The following is a 16,156-nucleotide window of genomic DNA, read 5'->3' on the forward strand; positions in this document are numbered from 1 at the left end:
CCCGCCGCGCCCGCCGCCCGGGCGGCCCTTCTATCACTCTCTCATGAAGTAGCCGGCAATGAACCGCTATCCTCTCTGGAAGTACATTACGGTCCTGATCGCGGTCCTCATCGGCCTGCTGTACACGCTTCCCAATTTCTACGGCGAGTCGCCCGCCGTCCAGGTCTCCAGCGCCAAGGCCACCGTGAAGGTGGACAACGCCATGCTGAGCCGGGTCGAACAGGTGCTGACCGACGCCAAGATCCCTAACGAAGGGGTCTACTACGAACAGAACGGCACGCTGGGCACCGTGCGCGCCCGCTTCGCGTCCACCGACCTGCAGCTGCAGGCCCGCGACCTGCTCGACCGTTCCCTCAACACCGTCGCCGACGATCCCCACTACACGGTCGCGCTGAACCTGCTGCCGGCCTCGCCGGCCTGGATGCGCTCGCTGGGCTGGTTCGCGCCCAAGCCCATGTACCTGGGCCTGGACCTGCGCGGCGGCGTGCACTTCCTGCTGCAGGTCGACATGCAGGGCGCGCTGACCGCCCGCTACGACTCGCTGGCCGCCGACGTGCGCTCGGTGCTGCGCGACCAGAAGGTCAACGTGGCCGGCGTCGAACGCTCCGGCCTGGGCATCGCCGCCACCTTCGCCAACAACGATGACCGCGACCGCGCCATCTCCACGCTGCGCAGCCGCCTGCCCGACCTGGAATTCACCGAGCGCGAGGAAAACGGCAAGCCCCTGCTGATGGGCGCCCTGAATCCGGCCGCCGTCACCCGCGTGCAGGACTCCGCGCTCAAGCAGAACATCAACACCCTGCACAACCGCATCAACGAACTGGGCGTGGCCGAGCCGGTCATCCAGCAGCAAGGCGGCGACCGCATCGTGGTCCAGCTGCCCGGCGTGCAGGACGTGGCCAAGGCCAAGGAACTGCTGGGCCGCACCGCCACGCTGGAAATCCGCATGGTCGACGACACCCCGGCCGCGCAGGCCGCCCTGCTGGGCGGCACCGTGCCCTTCGGCCTGGAACGCTACAACGACCGCGACGGCCGTCCCATCCTGGTGCGCCGCCAGGTCATCCTGACCGGCGAAAACCTGCAGGACGCCCAGCCCGGCCGCGATTCGCAGACCCAGCAGGCCGCCGTGCACCTGACGCTGGACTCCAAGGGCGCGCGCATCTTCCGCGACGTGACCCGCGACAACGTCGGCAAGCGCATGGCCATCCTGCTGTTCGAAAACGGCAAGGGCGAAGTGGTCACGGCCCCGGTCATCCGCAGCGAAATCGCCGGCGGCCAGGTCCAGATCTCCGGCAGCATGACCTCCGAAGAGGCCGCCGACACCGCGCTGCTGCTGCGCGCCGGCGCGCTGGCCGCGCCCATGTCCATCATCGAGGAACGCACCATCGGCCCGAGCCTGGGCGCCGACAACATCGCCAAGGGTTTCCACTCGACGCTGTACGGCTTCCTGGCCATCGCCGTGTTCATCATCCTGTACTACCACCTGTTCGGGGTGTTCTCGACCATCGGCCTGACGCTGAACGTGCTGCTGCTGCTGGCGCTGCTGTCCATGCTGCAGGCCACCCTGACCCTGCCGGGCATCGCGGCCATCGCGCTGACGCTGGGCATGGCCATCGACTCGAACGTGCTCATCAACGAGCGCATCCGGGAAGAACTGCGCGGCGGCGCCTCGCCGCAGCAGGCCATCCACCACGGCTTCGAGCGCGCATGGGGCACCATTCTCGACTCCAACCTGACCACGCTGATCGTCGGCCTGGCGCTGTTGGCGTTCGGTTCCGGCCCGATCCGCGGTTTCGCGGTGGTCCATTGCCTGGGCATCCTGACCTCGATGTTCTCGTCGGTCGTGGGCGTGCGCGCGCTGGCCAACCTCTGGTACGGCCGCAAGAAGAAGCTCGCGTCCATCTCCATCGGCGAAGTCTGGAAGCCGAAGACCAACTGAACATGCTTGCGGGCGGCCATGCCGCCCGCCACCGAATAGCCAGGGCAAAAAATGGAATTTTTCCGGATTCACCGCACCATCCCGTTCATGCGCCACGCGCTGGTGCTGAACATCATCAGCCTCGTCACCTTCGTGGCGGCGGTCTTCTTCATCGCCACCCGCGGCTTCCACCTGTCGATCGAATTCACCGGCGGCACGGTCATGGAAGTCAGCTACGCCCAGACCGCGCAGCTGGAGAACGTGCGCGGCGTGGTCTCCAAGCTGGGCTACACCGACTTCCAGGTGCAGAACTTCGGCACCTCGCGCGACGTCATGATCCGCCTGCCCCTGCAGGAAGGCCAGACCTCGGCGACCCAGAGCGAAACCGTCATGGCCGCGCTCAAGGCCGCCGATTCCGGCGTCGAACTGCGGCGGGTGGAATTCGTCGGCCCGCAGGTCGGCCAGGAGCTGCTGCACAACGGCCTGATGGCGCTGCTGGTCGTGGTCATCGGCATCATGGTGTACCTAGGCTTTCGCTTCGAATGGAAGTTCGCCGTCGCCGGCGTGATCGCCAACCTGCACGACGTGGTCATCATCCTGGGCTTCTTCGCCTTCTTCCAGTGGGAATTCTCGCTGTCGGTGCTGGCGGGCGTGCTGGCGGTGCTGGGCTACTCCGTGAACGAATCCGTGGTCATCATGGACCGTATCCGCGAGAACTTCCGCAAGTACCGCAAGGCCGACGTGCACGAGGTCATCAACAGCGCCATCACGCAGACCATCTCGCGCACCATCATCACCCACGGCTCGACCCAGATGATGGTGCTGGCCATGCTGTTCTTCGGCGGCCCCAGCCTGCACTACTTCGCCATGGCCCTGACCATCGGCATCTGGTTCGGCATCTACTCGTCGGTGTTCGTCGCCGCCGCGCTGGCCATGTGGATGGGCGTCAAGCGCGAAGACCTGGTCAAGCCGGTCAAGAAGGAAGGCGAGGAAGCCGCCTGAGCGCGCCGCGTTCCTTCCCCAACCGACGACCCGCCCGCGTGGCGGGTTTTTTATTGCGCGCCGCGTGACATTTCCGTCCCTGGAAATGAAATCCCCGGCTCAAGGCCGGGGTGAAATCAGGTCTTACATGATGGGTCGTAGGCGCCTTGCGCACCCATTGGAAGCCATCACCAACCTGTACTGGATCGTACGCGCGCCTGTCCGTCCGGGTCAAGCCTGATCCAGGACAGGCTGGAGCACACTGGAGACCGCCAAGCACCTGGCGCAGGTACACCGCGTTGAATCCATGGATGTCCTGGCCGGACTGGTGGCGCGGTGCCATGCGCGAAACGAAACCCTGGCTGCGCGATTGCGCCACGGCCCATCAGCGCCGTTTCTGATTTCCCTGCCCTGAAAGGCCGCTTGCTCAATACATAAGTATCCGCTAATGTATCGACATGATCGAGAACGACATCTTCAAGGCCCTGGCCGATCCGACGCGGCGCGCGATATTCGAGAAGCTGGCCGCGGGCGGCATGAACGCCAGCGCGCTGCGCGCGGGCATGGACATCAGCCAGCCCGCCATGTCGCAGCATCTTGCCGTGCTGCGCAAGGCCCGGCTGGTGCGGGAAAGCCGGCAGGGCCGCTACGTCAACTACCAGGTCGACCCCGACGGCCTGGCGCTCATCGCCGGATGGCTGGCGAAGTACCGCGCCTACTGGCCGGCCCGCGTCGACGCCCTGAAGGCCCTGCTCAAGGACATGGACCAATGAATCCGACCGCTCCCGAAGACCCGTCCCAGGACATCGTGCTCGAGTACGAGCTGGACGCGCCGCCCGAGAAGGTCTGGCGCGCCATCAGCATCCCCGAGTTCCGCGAGCAGTGGCTGCCCGGCCAGGCGCTGGCCAGCCCCGAGCCGGTCGATGCGACGCCCGCCGAGGAACTGCGCTTGCGCCTGCGCGAGAACGAGCCGCCCTTTCTCGAAAGCCTGGTGACCTTCCAGCTGCAGCCGACCGGCGACGGACGCACCGTGCTGCGGATCATCCATGCGCTGGAGGACGTCCGCGGACGCATCGCCGCGAACGACGCCGCGCCGTTCATGTGCGCGGCCTGAAAACGAAAACCCACGCAACACAGGAGACAGTCCATGCAGGGCGTCATGCAATACGTGCCGATGGTGGTCGAGCAGTCGGGCCGCGGCGAACGGGCCTTCGACATCTATTCCCGGATGCTGCGCGAGCGCATCATTTTCCTGAACGGCGAGGTCAACGACTCGGTGGCCGCGCTGGTCTGCGCCCAGCTGCTGTTCCTGGAATCCGAGAACCCCACCAAGCCGATCCACCTGTACATCAACTCGCCCGGCGGCGTCATCACCAGCGGCCTGGCCATGTACGACACCATGCAGTACATCACCGCCCCGGTGCATACGCTGTGCATGGGCACCGCCCGTTCCATGGGCTCGTTCCTGCTCATGGCCGGCCAGCCCGGCGAGCGCTGCGCGCTGGCCAATTCCAGCCTGCACGTGCACCAGCCGCTGGGCGGCTTCCAGGGCCAGGCCTCGGACGTGCTGATCCACGCCGAGGAAATGCAGCGCACCAAGGACCGCGTGATCCGCGTCTACGCGCAGCACTGCGGGCGCAGCTACGAAGAAGTCGAGCGCACCCTGGACCGCGACCGCTACATGAGCGCGGAGGAAGCGCTGGAGTGGGGACTGATAGACCGTATCCTGACGCGGCGCGAAATCGGCTGAGGCGCGATGCTGGGCTACCATAGCCCATCATGAAACTCGCCATCGATCACCTCGTCATCGCCGCCGCGGACCTCGACAGCGGCACGCGCTACGTCGCCGAGCGTCTCGGCATCGCGCCGGCCGGCGGCGGCGCCCATCCGCGCATGGGCACCCACAACCGGGTCCTGGGCATGGCCGAGGGCATCTACCTGGAAGTCATCGCCATCGACCCGCGGGCCGAGCCGCCGGCGCGGCCGCGCTGGTTCGGGCTGGACCAGGACGCCGTGCGCGCCCGGCTGGCCCAGGGACCTTACCTGGCCCACTGGGCCGCCCGGGTCGAGGCGCCGCTGGACCTGAGCCGCATGCAGGCCGAGCACCCCGACCGCCTCGCCCCCGCCATCGCCATGACGCGCGGCGCGCTGCGCTGGCGGCTGACGGTGCCGGACGACGGCAGCCTGCCGGCCTGGCGCGAGGCCGGCGTTGCCGCGGGCGACGGCCTGCTGCCCACGCTGATCCAATGGGACGTGCCGGACTACCCCGGCGTGAGCCTGCCGCGCCAGGACCTGGCGCTGCTGCGGCTGAGCGGCAGCCATCCGCAGGCCGGGCTGCTGCGCCAGGGCCTGGCCTGGATGGGCGCGGACCACCTCATCGAACTGGAACAGGCCGACGGCCCGCCCCGCCTCAGCGCGCAGATCGCAACGGCGCAAGGCCTGCGGACCCTGTCCTGAGCGCCTCTTGCGCATCCCTTTGACACCCTATCCGGAGGAGATCCATCCATGCCCGCCCCGCGCAAGCGATTCGACGAAGACCCCTACCTGGACCGGTGCGAGGCCACCGTGGTCGCGGTCGGTCCCGAAGGCATCGAACTCGACGAGACCGTCTGCTATGCGCGCAGCGGCGGACAGGCCGGCGACAGCGGCACGCTGACCCTGGCCGACGGCCGCGTGCTGGCGCTGGCCGACACGCAGTACGCGGACGACCGCCAGCGCATCCTGCACGTGCCGCAAGGCGACGCGCTGCCCCAGGTGGGCGAGCGGGTGACGGTGGCCATAGACTGGCCGCGCCGCCACCGGCTCATGCGCCTGCATACCTGTCTGCACTTGCTGGGATCGCTGGTGCCGGCGCCGGTGACCGGCTGCAATATCTCGCCCGATTCGGCGCGCATCGACTTCGACCTGCCCGAGTCCACGCTGGACAAGGCCGACCTGACCGAGCGCCTGAACGCGCTGATCGGCGCCGCCATCGGCGTCAGCGTCGACACCATCACGCCGGAACAGCTGGCGGCCGAGCCGGACCTGGTGCGCACCGTGGGCGCGGCGCCGCCGGCCGGCACCGCCAGCATCCGCATCGTCGAGATTCCGGGCGTGGACCGCCAGCCCTGCGGCGGCACGCACGTGGCCAATACGGCCGAAATCGGCGCCGTGGCCGTGACCAAGATCGAAAAGAAAAGCCGCAGCAACCGGCGCGTGGTGGTGAACTTCGCCTGAGCCGGGGCGCCCGGGCCTCAGGCTTGCGGGCCGGGGCTCTTGCGCCACCAGCGCCACGGCGCGCGCAGCGGCCATTGGTAGCGCCCGTCCAGCACACGCGGCGCCAGCATGTGGCCCACCAGCACCGCGATGCCGGCGGCGGTCATGACGTCGGACAGGTAGTGGTCCAGGTTGACCAGCCGGCTGACGGCCACCAGCGCGGCCAGCAGCAGGAAGACCCAGCGCCAGCGCGGCGCCAGGATGCCCAGCACCACGGCCACGGCGAACGCCGCGTAGGTGTGGCTGGACGGGAAGGAGTTGAACAGCTGCGAGCGCGAGAACGATTCGCCCAGCCCGTAGACGCCTTGCTCGAAATAGAGCTCGGGGCGCGCGCGCGCCACCGAACGCTTGAGCACCAGCACCACCAGCCCGCCCACCGCCATGGTGGAGAGCATCAGCAGGCTGCCGCGGGCCATGCTGGCGTAGCTCATGCGCATGGGATTGCGCCAGCCGCGCGCCAGGCCGATCAGGCCGATCACGTAGAACGCCAGCGCCACGCCGATGTAGCGGCCGCTTTCGCCCAGTTCGCCCACCCATTCGAACGATTCGTTCACGTTCTCGGTCACCGACTGCTTGATCCACACGGCCAGGGGCAGGTCTATCCACAGGGCGCTGGCGCCGGCGGCCAGCGCCAGCGCGCAGCCCAGCAGCACCCAGGTCAGCGGCGAAAACGGATTACGCCAGCTGCCTGCCGCGGGCGCGCCGGCGGCGCTTTCGGCCCCGGCGACGGATACCGGAGGAATCGGGGGATTGGGGGTCATCGGCACCGCTATCGGGGGGAATGAGATTGGTTACAACCGCCTGAATGGCGGCGGGCACGCTATCGTAACGGCCCTTGCGCCGCATTCCAAGAAACAAATTTCACGCAAGGGTTAAAATTCCGCGTTTCCCCTCTTTCTGCCCCCGGGATCTACACCCGTCACGGCGACCACCATGCAAGAAATCTCCATCAAGCGCGCGAACGCCGCGCACGACGGCGCGGCCGACGCGCCCATGACCGCAGGCAGCGGCTCCCCCCGCAAGCTGTACATCCGCACTTTCGGGTGCCAGATGAACGAGTACGACTCCGACAAGATGGCCGACGTGCTGCGCGGCGACCAGGGGCTGGAGCTGACCGACGACCCGGAAGAAGCCGACGTCATCCTGTTCAACACCTGTTCGGTGCGCGAAAAGGCGCAGGAGAAAGTGTTCTCCGACCTGGGCCGCGTGCAGCACCTGAAGAAGATCAACCCGGATCTGGTGATCGGCGTGGGCGGCTGCGTGGCCAGCCAGGAAGGCGAGGCCATCGTCAAGCGCGCGCCCTACGTGGATGTGGTGTTCGGTCCGCAGACGCTGCACCGCCTGCCCGAGCTGATCCAGCGCCGCCGCGCCGAGGGCCGCTCGCAGGTGGACATCAGCTTCCCGGAGATCGAGAAGTTCGACAACATGCCGCCGCCGCGCGTCGAGGGCGCCACGGCCTTCGTGTCCATCATGGAAGGCTGCAGCAAGTACTGCAGCTTCTGTGTGGTGCCCTACACCCGCGGCGAGGAAGTCTCGCGTCCCTTCGAGGACGTGCTGGTCGAGGTGGCCGACCTGGCCGACCAGGGCGTCAAGGAAGTGACGCTGCTGGGCCAGAACGTCAACGCCTACCGCGGGCGCATGGCCGACAGCGGCGAAATCGCCGACTTCGCCATGCTGCTGGAATACGTGCACGAGATTCCCGGCATCGAACGAATCCGCTACACCACCTCGCACCCCAAGGAAATGACCCAGCGCATGGTGGACGCCTACGCCCGCCTGCCCAAGCTGGTGTCGTTCCTGCACCTGCCGGTGCAGGCCGGCAGCGACCGCGTGCTGGCCGCGATGAAGCGCGGCTACACCACGCTGGAGTTCAAGTCCGTGGTGCGCCGCCTGCGCGCCGCCCGTCCGAACCTGACGCTGTCCTCGGACTTCATCGTCGGCTTCCCGGGCGAGACCGAGGAAGACTTCGAAAAGACCATGAAGCTGATCGAGGACGTCGGTTTCGACACCTCGTTCTCGTTCGTGTATTCGCGCCGTCCGGGCACGCCCGCGGCCGACCTGCACGACGACACCCCGCAGGACGTCAAGCTGCGCCGCCTGCAGCGCCTGCAGGCGCTGATCAACCAGCAGGCCGCCGAAATCGCCCGCAACATGATCGGCACCCGCCAGCGCCTGCTGGTCGAGGGCCCGTCGCGGCGCGACCCCAACGAACTGATGGGCCGCACCGAGAACAACCGCATCGTCAACTTCGCCGCTCCCGCGCGGCTCATCGGACAAATGGTCGACGTCATCATCACCGAAGCGCACACCAATTCGCTGCGCGCGCGGGTGGCCGACGTGGACCGCGATTCCCCAGAGGCCGAATGACCACACCCCGCTCCCGCGCCCGTCGCAGCATGCCCGCCGTCGTCGTCCTGGACGGCGACAACACCCATCTGGCCAACCTCTGCGGCCCGCTGGACGAAAACCTGCGGCAGCTGGCCGACGGCATGAACGTCAAGCTGTCGCGCCGCGGCAGCCGCGTCACGATAGAAGGCGAACTGGCCGAGCTGGCCGCCCGCGTCCTGCGCCGCTTCCATGAACAGGCCGTGCACCGCGCGCTGTCGGTCGACGACATCCAGCTGGGGCTGGTCGAGATCGGCGTGGGCCGCCAGGAAGCGCAGCTGAAGGAAGAGCAGGCCCAGGCGCTGGACCCGCTGCCGCCGCTGGACGACGAAAGCGACGGCATCGCGCTGCGCACCAAGCGCAGCGACCTGCGTCCGCGCACGCCGCGCCAGCGCGACTACCTCAACAACATCCTCAAGCACGACATCACCTTCGGCGTCGGCCCGGCCGGCACCGGCAAGACCTGGCTGGCGGTGGCCTGCGCCATCGACGCGATGGAGCGCGACACCGTGCAGCGCCTGGTGCTGACGCGCCCGGCGGTCGAGGCCGGCGAGCGCCTGGGCTTTCTGCCCGGCGACCTGGCGCAGAAGGTCGATCCGTACCTGCGGCCGCTGTATGACGCGCTCTACGACCTGATGGGCTTCGAGAAGGTGCAGCGCCTGTTCGAAAAGCAGACCATCGAAATCGCGCCGCTGGCCTATATGCGCGGACGCACGCTGAACCACGCCTTCGTCATCCTGGACGAGGCGCAGAACACCACGCCGGAACAGATGAAGATGTTCCTGACCCGCATCGGTTTCGGCAGCAAGGCCGTCATCACCGGCGATCCGTCCCAGGTGGACCTGCCGCGCGGCCAGGACAGCGGCCTGGCGCACGCGGTCAAGGTGCTGCACGACGTGCAGGGCATCGCCACCACCCGCTTCACCAGCCGGGACGTGGTGCGCCATCCGCTGGTCGCGCGCATCGTCGACGCCTACGACCGCGCGGCGGAAAGCGAGGAGTGACCCGTGCACAGTGATCCCGCGAAGCCCGGACTGTCGCTGTCGGTGCAGTACGGCGTGCAGGAAGACCGGCTGCCGCGCTGGCGCCTGCGCCGCTGGGCCGAACGCGCGCTGGCCGGCGCGGCCGGCGACGGCCTGGTGGAATTCTCGGCCGCCGAGCTCAGCCTGCGCCTGGTCGGCGCGGCCGAGGGCCGGCGCCTGAACCGCGATTTCCGCGGGCGCGACTACGCCACCAACGTGCTCACCTTCGAATACGGCGTGGACCCGCTGGGCGTGGCCCGCGGCGACATCGTCATGTGCGTGCCGGTGCTGGTGCGCGAGGCCCGCGAACAGCGCAAGCAGCTGCTGGACCACGCCGCCCACCTGACCGTCCACGGCGTGCTGCACGCGCTGGGCTACGACCACATCAAGGCCCGCGAGGCCAAGCGCATGGAAGCGCTGGAAACCGCCACGCTGGCCGCCATGGGCATCGCCGACCCCTACCTTGAGTCCTGAAAACGGCCCCTCGGGACAACCCTGAGAAATTGCCGAAAAATGGCGTGCAGCAAGGCGCAGATGGCGGGGGTTCCGCGCATTTCGGACCACCGCGTTACAAATTGGAAGCCAGTTTCGGTTATGCTGGCCGTTCCGCAACCTGTCCTCCCGGACGATGTCTGACCCTTACCCTGCTCCTGAAGCGACGCCTGCTCGCTCTACCAAACCCGCCACCAAATCCCTTCTAGACCGCCTGCTTTCCCTCGTGCGCCGCGAGCCCGAGGACCGCGAAGGCATCAAGGCCGTCCTGGAAGCCGCGCACGAGCGTGAACTGCTCGATGCCGAGTCCTACAAAATGATCAAGGGCGCGCTGGCCGTGTCCGAAGGCACCGTCGGCGACATCATGGTCCCGCGCTCGCGCATGGACCTGCTCGACGTCACCCAGCCCCTCGCCCATCTGGTCGCCTCGGTCATCGAGACCGCGCACTCGCGCTTCCCCGTCTACGAAGGCGACCGCGACAACATCATCGGCATCCTGCTGGCCAAGGACCTGCTGCGCTGCATGCTGGAACCCGGCATCGAAGTGCGCACGCTGGTGCGCCCGGCCGTGTTCATCCCGGAATCCAAGCGCCTGAACGTGCTGCTGCACGAGTTCCGCGCCAGCCGCAACCACCAGGCCATCGTCATCGACGAGCACGGCGGCATCTCCGGCCTGGTCACGATGGAAGACGTGCTGGAACAGATCGTCGGCGACATCGAAGACGAATTCGACGAAACCGAGGAAGACTCCATCTTCCCGGAAGGCGAGAACCAGTGGCGCGTCCTGGCCGCCACCGATATCTCGCATTTCAACGAAGTGTTCGGCTGCCAGCTGCCCGACGACGAGTACGACAGCGTCGGCGGCTGGATGGGCGGCCAGCTCGGCCGCATCCCGCGCCGCGGCGACACCGCCGAATTCGACGGCCTGCGCCTGGAAGTGGCGCGCGGCGACGCGCGCCGCGCCATCTGGCTGCGCGTCAAGCGCAACGCTCCCCCCTCAGCCTCCCTGCCCTCTACCGACGCATGACGAGTCCCACTCGCGGCCGCATCCTGCGCGGCGCCGCCGGCCTGCTATTGGCCGGCGCCGTGCACGCCCTGACTTTCTCGCCCGGCCCCCTGCCCGACTGGGCGCTGGCCGGCACCCAGATCCTGATGCTGGCCATCGCCGCGCGCGTGACGCTGTACGCGCCCTCGGCCCGCCAGGCCTGGGGCCGCGGCTGGCTGTTCGGCTTCGGCACTTACGCGCTGGGGCTGTACTGGATCTTCATCAGCCTGCACCGCTACGGCGACCTGTCGGCGCCGCTGTCGGTGGCGGCGGTGCTGGCGCTGTCGGCTTTCCTGGCGCTGTTTCCGGCCACCGCCGGCGCGCTGGCGCGCCGCTACGCGCCGCTGGCGCCGGACGCCGCGCCCGCGCGCATCCTGTCGGCGACCCTGGCCTGGGCCGCGATGTGGGCGGCGTTCGAATGGCTGCGCGCCGTGCTGCTGACGGGCTTTCCGTGGCTGAACATCGGCTACGCCCAGGTCGACGGCCCCATCGCCGGCTGGGCGCCGCTGCTGGGCGTGCACGGCATGGCGTTCATTTCCGCCTTCGCCGCCGCCGCGCTCGCCAGCCTGTGGCAGCCCTCGAAAAAATCGCTGCAGGGCTCGCGCCACGCGCTGGCCGCCGGCATCGCGCTGGCGCTGGCCGCGGCCGGCTGGCCGCTGTCGCGCATCGACTGGTCGGCGCCCGCGGGCGAGCCGCTCAACGTGCGGCTGGTCCAGGGCAATATCGAGCAATCGCAGAAATTCGACCCGGCGCTGCTGGAACAAAGCCTGGTGCGCCACCTGGACCTGGCGGCCATGCCGCCGGCGCCCGGCGTGCCCGATCCGCAACTGGTCATCCTGCCGGAGACCGTGCTGCCCGTTTTCCAGGACCAGCTCGATCCGCGCGTCTGGGACGCCTGGCGCGGCGTGGCCGCGCAGCGCAATACCGTCATCGCCATGGGCGTGCCCCTGCATGACCGCGTGGACGGGCGCGACCGCTACACCAACAGCGTCATGGGCTTCGACGGCAATACGCCGGTGGAGCACCTGGTGGCCGGCGCCACCGCGATGCGCTACGACAAGCGCCATCTGGTGCCCTGGGGCGAATACGTGCCGCCGGGCTTTCACTGGTTCGTCGACATGCTGAACATTCCGCTGGGCGACTTCGACCGCGGCGCGCGGCGCCAGGCGCCGTTCGCCGTGGGCGGCCAGCATATCGCGTTCAACATCTGCTACGAAGACCTGTTCGGCCCCGACCTGCTGCCCGCGCTGCAGCCCGGCCCCAACGGCGAACCGGGCGCCACCATCCTGGTGAACGTCAGCAACCTGGGCTGGTTCGGCGACACCTGGGCGCTGCGCCAGCACCTGCAGATCGGCCGCCTGCGCACCATCGAAACGGCGCGGCCCATGCTGACCTCGACCAATACCGGCATCACCGCCGCCATCGACGCCAAGGGCCGCGTGGCGGCGCAGCTTGCGCCGCTGCAGGCTGGCGTGCTGCCGGTGTCCGTGCAGGGCATGACGGGCCTGACGCCCTACGCCCGCTTCGGCGACAAGACCGCGCTGGCCCTGATCGGGCTGGCGCTGATCGCGGCCGTGGGCAGCGGTCGCAAGAGCCGCCGCGCGTAAACGTCAGGCGAACAGATAATCCGGCAGCGCGCCGTTCTCTTCGGGCGGGCGCAGCGGGCCGAAGCCCGCGCCGCTGCGCTCGATCGCCTCGGCGATGGCGTCCATGTCCTCGCTGTCCAGTTCCAGCTCCGCGGCGCCCAGCAGCCCGTCCACCTGCGCCGCGCTGCGCGCGCCCACGATGGCCCCGGTCACGCCCGGCCAGGCCAGCGTCCAGCCCGCCGCCACCGCGGCGACGGTCGCGCCGTGGCGCTCGGCGACCGGCTTGAAGGCCTCGGCCAGCGCCAGGTTGCGCTCGATGTTGGGCGTGGCGAATTCCGCGTTGCGCGCGCGCCAGTCGTCGGCCGGCAGCGCGCGGGCGCGCTCCAGGCTGAAGCGCCCGGTCAGCAGGCCGGACTGCATCGGGCTGTAGACGATGACGCCGGTGCCGTTGCGCGCGCACCAGGGAATCAGGTCGCCGCCGGCGCCGCGCTGGATGGCCGAGAACGGCGGCTGCAGCGTGTCCACGTGGCCCAGCGCCTCGGCGTGCTGCAGTTGCGCGAGATTGTGGTTCGACAGTCCCACCGCCCGCACCTTGCCCTCGCGCTTGAGGTCCAGCAGCTCCTGCCAGTACGCCTCCAGCGGCGTGCCGTCGCCCGCCGGCCAGTGCATCTGGTAGAGGTCGATGCGCTCCACCCCCAGGCGGCGCAGCGAGTCCTCCAGTTCGCGCCGGATGCTGGCCGGCGCGCCGGTGCGCCGCGGCATGGCCTGCGGCTGCTCGGCGGACCAGGTCAGGCCGCACTTGGTGAATACGTACGGCCGTTCCGCTGCCGGCATCTGCGCCAGCACGCGGCGCACGATTTCTTCGGAATGGCCCAGGCCGTACACCGCCGCGGTGTCGATCCAGTTGATGCCGCGCTCCACGGCCCTGCGGATCGCGGCGATGGAATCGGCATCGTCCTGCGGGCCCCAGCCCACCGCCCAGCCGTTGCCGCCGATGGCCCAGGCGCCCAGGCCGATGCGGGTGATCGCCATGCCGGTGCTGCCCAGCGGGCGCGTGGGAAAAGAAGTCCTGCTCATCGCGTTCCGTCCTGATCGATGCCGTCGGCCAAGTGTGGCAAAACGGCAAAATTTTCGCTATTGCGATGATATTCCCGCAAGCCCTTGATTTTCCTGGACTTGGCTTGGAAAAGACTTTCCCGGGCTGCCCAACAAATACGCAACCGTCACTCGACGGTCCGCCGCCGCCCCCACTTTTCACAACTTTTTTGTTTTTTGCCGCAAACCGACTTGCACGCAAAATTTAGTTCGTGCATAATCTCGTTTCTTCGCCAACGGCACTAAACAAAACCGGTGACGAGCAGAAAAGTGAAGCAGACGCAACACTTGGAAGCCAGTCGGAATTGATTAGAAAACGGGGGTATAGCTCAGCTGGGAGAGCGCTTGCATGGCATGCAAGAGGTCAGCGGTTCGATCCCGCTTACCTCCACCAGTCCAAAGCGAAGAAAGCAGTCCAAGTCCCCTTCGTCTAGAGGCCTAGGACATCACCCTTTCACGGTGAGTACAGGGGTTCGAATCCCCTAGGGGACGCCAGTTCGCTGGTAGTAAATGCAGTACCTAGATGCAGTTGAAGTGATCTAGTTTGAGTAAGCCGCTGCGGAGCGGTAGTTCAGTTGGTTAGAATACCGGCCTGTCACGCCGGGGGTCGCGGGTTCGAGTCCCGTCCGCTCCGCCAAAAGCTCCTTGAACGGGATCTTTCAAAAGCTCCGTATTCGGGGCTTTTTGCTTTTTAGGGTGTAAGGCCTGGTTGCCGGCAGTCTGTGGCAACAAGGTAACCTGGGGGGTATAGCTCAGCTGGGAGAGCGCTTGCATGGCATGCAAGAGGTCAGCGGTTCGATCCCGCTTACCTCCACCAGTAAGTAGTACGGTAGTAATATCGCAGCAGTTCGTGCGATACGCAGTCCAAGTCCCCTTCGTCTAGAGGCCTAGGACATCACCCTTTCACGGTGAGTACAGGGGTTCGAATCCCCTAGGGGACGCCAGTTCGCTGGCCCTATTTTGCAGTACCGCTGCCTTGACACCGCAGCGATGAAAGTCGTCAAGCACACCGCTGCGGAGCGGTAGTTCAGTTGGTTAGAATACCGGCCTGTCACGCCGGGGGTCGCGGGTTCGAGCCCCGTCCGCTCCGCCAAGAATTCAGGAAAGCCCTGTAAGCCCTTGCTTACAGGGCTTTTGTCATTTCGGCGCCAGCCTGATTGCGCCCTTCCCCTCCCCCCTTCCCCTGCCTGCCTGCGACGCCAGCCGCCTAGGACTTACCCTTAAATATGTTGTTGATATATTTAATGGATATTAGACTGTGCCGCAAATCACCGCTCCGATTTCCACATCCACAAGGGGAAACCATGAAAACACTGACCCGCGCCCTGGCCGCCGCCGTCATTTCGGCATGCGCCGCCGGTTCCGCCGCCGCGGCGGACGTCACCTGGCGAGTGCCGACCTCGGTTCCGGAAGGCTCGCCCTTCTACAAGAATTTCCTGGAACGTTTCGCCGCCAACGCCAAGACCCTGACCGGCGGGCGCGTGGAGATCCAGCCCTTCGGCGCGGGCGTGATCGTGCCGGCGCTGAAAGTGTTCGACGCGGTGCAGGACGGCGTGGTCGAGGCCGGCCATTCCACCTCCAGCTACCTGGTCAACCAGAATCCGGAAAACGCCATCTTCTCGGGCTTTCCGGGCGGCATGGGCCCCGACGCCTACAAGGCCTGGCTGTACGAGGGCGGCGGCAAGCAGCGGCTGGAAAAGCTGCGCGCCGGCCAGGGCCTGAAGACCATGATCGTGGGCATCGGCTCCTCCGAGATCATGGCGCACGCCAACAAGCCCATCCGCAACGCCGAGGACCTGAAGAACCTGAAGTACCGCACCTCCGGCCCCTGGGCCGAAGTGATGCGCGACTACTTCGGCGCGGTGCCGACCGTGGTGCCGCCGGGCGAGACCTATACGCTGCTGCAGCGCAAGGGCGTGGACGCTGTGGAGTGGGCGCCGCCGTCGGCCAACATGCCCGAGGGCTTTCACCAGGCCGCCAAGTACATCGTGGTGCCGGGCGTGCACCAGCCCACTTTCATGTGGGAAGTGGTGGTGAAGAAGGAAACCTGGGACAAGGTGCCGGCCGACCTCAAGCCGCTGATCGAGGCGGCCGCCGAACTCACCACGCAGCAGAGCCTGGACTACTTCTACGACGCCGACATGAAGGCCATGGCGAAATACCGCAGCGGCCGCAACGAGATCATCACGCTGGCCCCCGAGTTCGTGAAGCAGCTGTCCGACGCCGGAAACGACTGGATGCGCAAGACGGCCGAGGCCCGCAAGGCCGCCGGCAAGCCTGAGATGGCCGAGGTGCTGGCCGACTACCAGGCCTATCACGAACGCTGGAAGGCCGAGAGCGGCTATCTGGTCCGCAACTGACGCACGGCGAGGAAGGC

Annotated in this window: 15 protein-coding genes and 6 tRNA genes; 19 read left to right on the forward strand and 2 right to left on the reverse strand. The window is 67.5% G+C overall.

The genetic code is table 11. The features are described from left to right. The first annotated feature begins 58 nt into the window (after nt 1-58). The 7 genes from secD (at nt 59) to C1I89_RS16110 (ending at nt 6,115) form a co-directional block, all read left to right on the forward strand. Complete coding sequence (gene secD / locus C1I89_RS16080; RefSeq protein WP_102773704.1) at nt 59-1,939, forward strand: protein translocase subunit SecD; 1,881 nt, start codon at nt 59-61, stop codon at nt 1,937-1,939. Between the two features lie 51 nt (nt 1,940-1,990). Continuing rightward, entirely contained in the window at nt 1,991-2,920 is a 930-nt protein-coding gene (gene secF, locus C1I89_RS16085; RefSeq protein WP_102773705.1) for a protein translocase subunit SecF, read from the forward strand. A 437-nt stretch (nt 2,921-3,357) separates the two neighbouring features. Next, the gene (locus C1I89_RS16090) at nt 3,358-3,672 is read left to right on the forward strand and encodes an ArsR/SmtB family transcription factor (protein WP_102773706.1); all 315 of its coding nucleotides are present in this window, start codon (nt 3,358-3,360) and stop codon (nt 3,670-3,672) included. Beyond that, nucleotides 3,669-4,013 (forward strand): SRPBCC family protein, encoded by a 345-nt coding sequence (locus C1I89_RS16095; RefSeq protein WP_102773707.1) that lies wholly within the window; start codon nt 3,669-3,671, stop codon nt 4,011-4,013. Before C1I89_RS16090 ends, C1I89_RS16095 begins: the two co-directional genes overlap by 4 nt. A gap of 33 nt (nt 4,014-4,046) precedes the next feature. Then, nucleotides 4,047-4,649 carry an ATP-dependent Clp protease proteolytic subunit gene (locus C1I89_RS16100; protein WP_102773708.1) on the forward strand — a complete coding sequence of 201 codons (603 nt, stop codon included), beginning with the start codon at nt 4,047-4,049 and terminating at the stop codon, nt 4,647-4,649. A 29-nt stretch (nt 4,650-4,678) separates the two neighbouring features. Next, nucleotides 4,679-5,356, forward strand: a complete 678-nt coding sequence (locus C1I89_RS16105) for a VOC family protein (RefSeq protein WP_102773709.1) — start codon at nt 4,679-4,681, stop codon at nt 5,354-5,356. A gap of 48 nt (nt 5,357-5,404) precedes the next feature. After that, nucleotides 5,405-6,115: an alanyl-tRNA editing protein gene (locus C1I89_RS16110; protein ID WP_102773710.1), complete on the forward strand. Its 711-nt coding sequence runs from the start codon at nt 5,405-5,407 to the stop codon at nt 6,113-6,115. 17 nt (nt 6,116-6,132) lie between these two features. Here C1I89_RS16110 and C1I89_RS16115 read toward each other — a convergent pair whose 3' ends face one another. Beyond that, a complete protein-coding gene (locus tag C1I89_RS16115) occupies nt 6,133-6,915 on the reverse strand; it encodes a phosphatase PAP2 family protein (RefSeq protein ID WP_102773711.1) in 783 nt (260 codons plus the stop codon). 172 nt (nt 6,916-7,087) lie between these two features. On the opposite strand from C1I89_RS16115, the gene miaB reads away from it, so the two are divergent. From miaB to lnt, 5 genes are all read left to right on the forward strand, one after another. Next, entirely contained in the window at nt 7,088-8,521 is a 1,434-nt protein-coding gene (gene miaB, locus C1I89_RS16120; protein WP_102773712.1) for a tRNA (N6-isopentenyl adenosine(37)-C2)-methylthiotransferase MiaB, read from the forward strand. Further along, nucleotides 8,518-9,543 carry a PhoH family protein gene (locus C1I89_RS16125; protein ID WP_102773713.1) on the forward strand — a complete coding sequence of 342 codons (1,026 nt, stop codon included), beginning with the start codon at nt 8,518-8,520 and terminating at the stop codon, nt 9,541-9,543. The genes miaB and C1I89_RS16125 overlap by 4 nt, the downstream gene beginning before the upstream one ends. A 3-nt stretch (nt 9,544-9,546) precedes the next feature. After that, a complete protein-coding gene (gene ybeY / locus C1I89_RS16130) occupies nt 9,547-10,035 on the forward strand; it encodes an rRNA maturation RNase YbeY (protein WP_168202167.1) in 489 nt (162 codons plus the stop codon). Nucleotides 10,036-10,189: 154 nt separating this feature from the next. Next, entirely contained in the window at nt 10,190-11,080 is an 891-nt protein-coding gene (locus tag C1I89_RS16135) for an HlyC/CorC family transporter (RefSeq protein WP_102773714.1), read from the forward strand. After that, nucleotides 11,077-12,705: an apolipoprotein N-acyltransferase gene (gene lnt / locus C1I89_RS16140; RefSeq protein ID WP_102773715.1), complete on the forward strand. Its 1,629-nt coding sequence runs from the start codon at nt 11,077-11,079 to the stop codon at nt 12,703-12,705. The genes C1I89_RS16135 and lnt overlap by 4 nt, the downstream gene beginning before the upstream one ends. Nucleotides 12,706-12,708: 3 nt before the next feature. Here lnt and C1I89_RS16145 read toward each other — a convergent pair whose 3' ends face one another. Beyond that, nucleotides 12,709-13,716 carry an aldo/keto reductase gene (locus tag C1I89_RS16145; protein ID WP_102774145.1) on the reverse strand — a complete coding sequence of 336 codons (1,008 nt, stop codon included), beginning with the start codon at nt 13,714-13,716 and terminating at the stop codon, nt 12,709-12,711. 381 nt (nt 13,717-14,097) lie between these two features. Between C1I89_RS16145 and C1I89_RS16150 the strand changes: the two genes are divergently transcribed. The 7 genes from C1I89_RS16150 to dctP all read left to right on the forward strand — a co-directional run bounded on the left by C1I89_RS16150 (nt 14,098) and on the right by dctP (nt 16,139). Then, a tRNA-Ala gene (locus C1I89_RS16150) sits at nt 14,098-14,173 on the forward strand. Between the two features lie 25 nt (nt 14,174-14,198). Continuing rightward, nucleotides 14,199-14,274, forward strand: a tRNA-Glu gene (locus tag C1I89_RS16155). 65 nt (nt 14,275-14,339) lie between these two features. After that, nucleotides 14,340-14,416 (forward strand) — tRNA-Asp (locus tag C1I89_RS16160). A 104-nt stretch (nt 14,417-14,520) separates the two neighbouring features. Next, nucleotides 14,521-14,596: transfer RNA gene (locus tag C1I89_RS16165), tRNA-Ala, on the forward strand. A gap of 51 nt (nt 14,597-14,647) precedes the next feature. Then, nucleotides 14,648-14,723: transfer RNA gene (locus C1I89_RS16170), tRNA-Glu, on the forward strand. 72 nt (nt 14,724-14,795) lie between these two features. Next, nucleotides 14,796-14,872: transfer RNA gene (locus tag C1I89_RS16175), tRNA-Asp, on the forward strand. A 211-nt stretch (nt 14,873-15,083) separates the two neighbouring features. Beyond that, complete coding sequence (gene dctP / locus C1I89_RS16180; protein ID WP_102773716.1) at nt 15,084-16,139, forward strand: TRAP transporter substrate-binding protein DctP; 1,056 nt, start codon at nt 15,084-15,086, stop codon at nt 16,137-16,139. The last annotated feature ends 17 nt before the right edge of the window (nt 16,140-16,156 follow it).

It is taken from the genome of Achromobacter pulmonis (genome assembly GCF_002885955.2).
In the GTDB taxonomy this organism is placed as follows: Bacteria; Pseudomonadota; Gammaproteobacteria; order Burkholderiales; family Burkholderiaceae_B; genus Achromobacter; species Achromobacter pulmonis_A.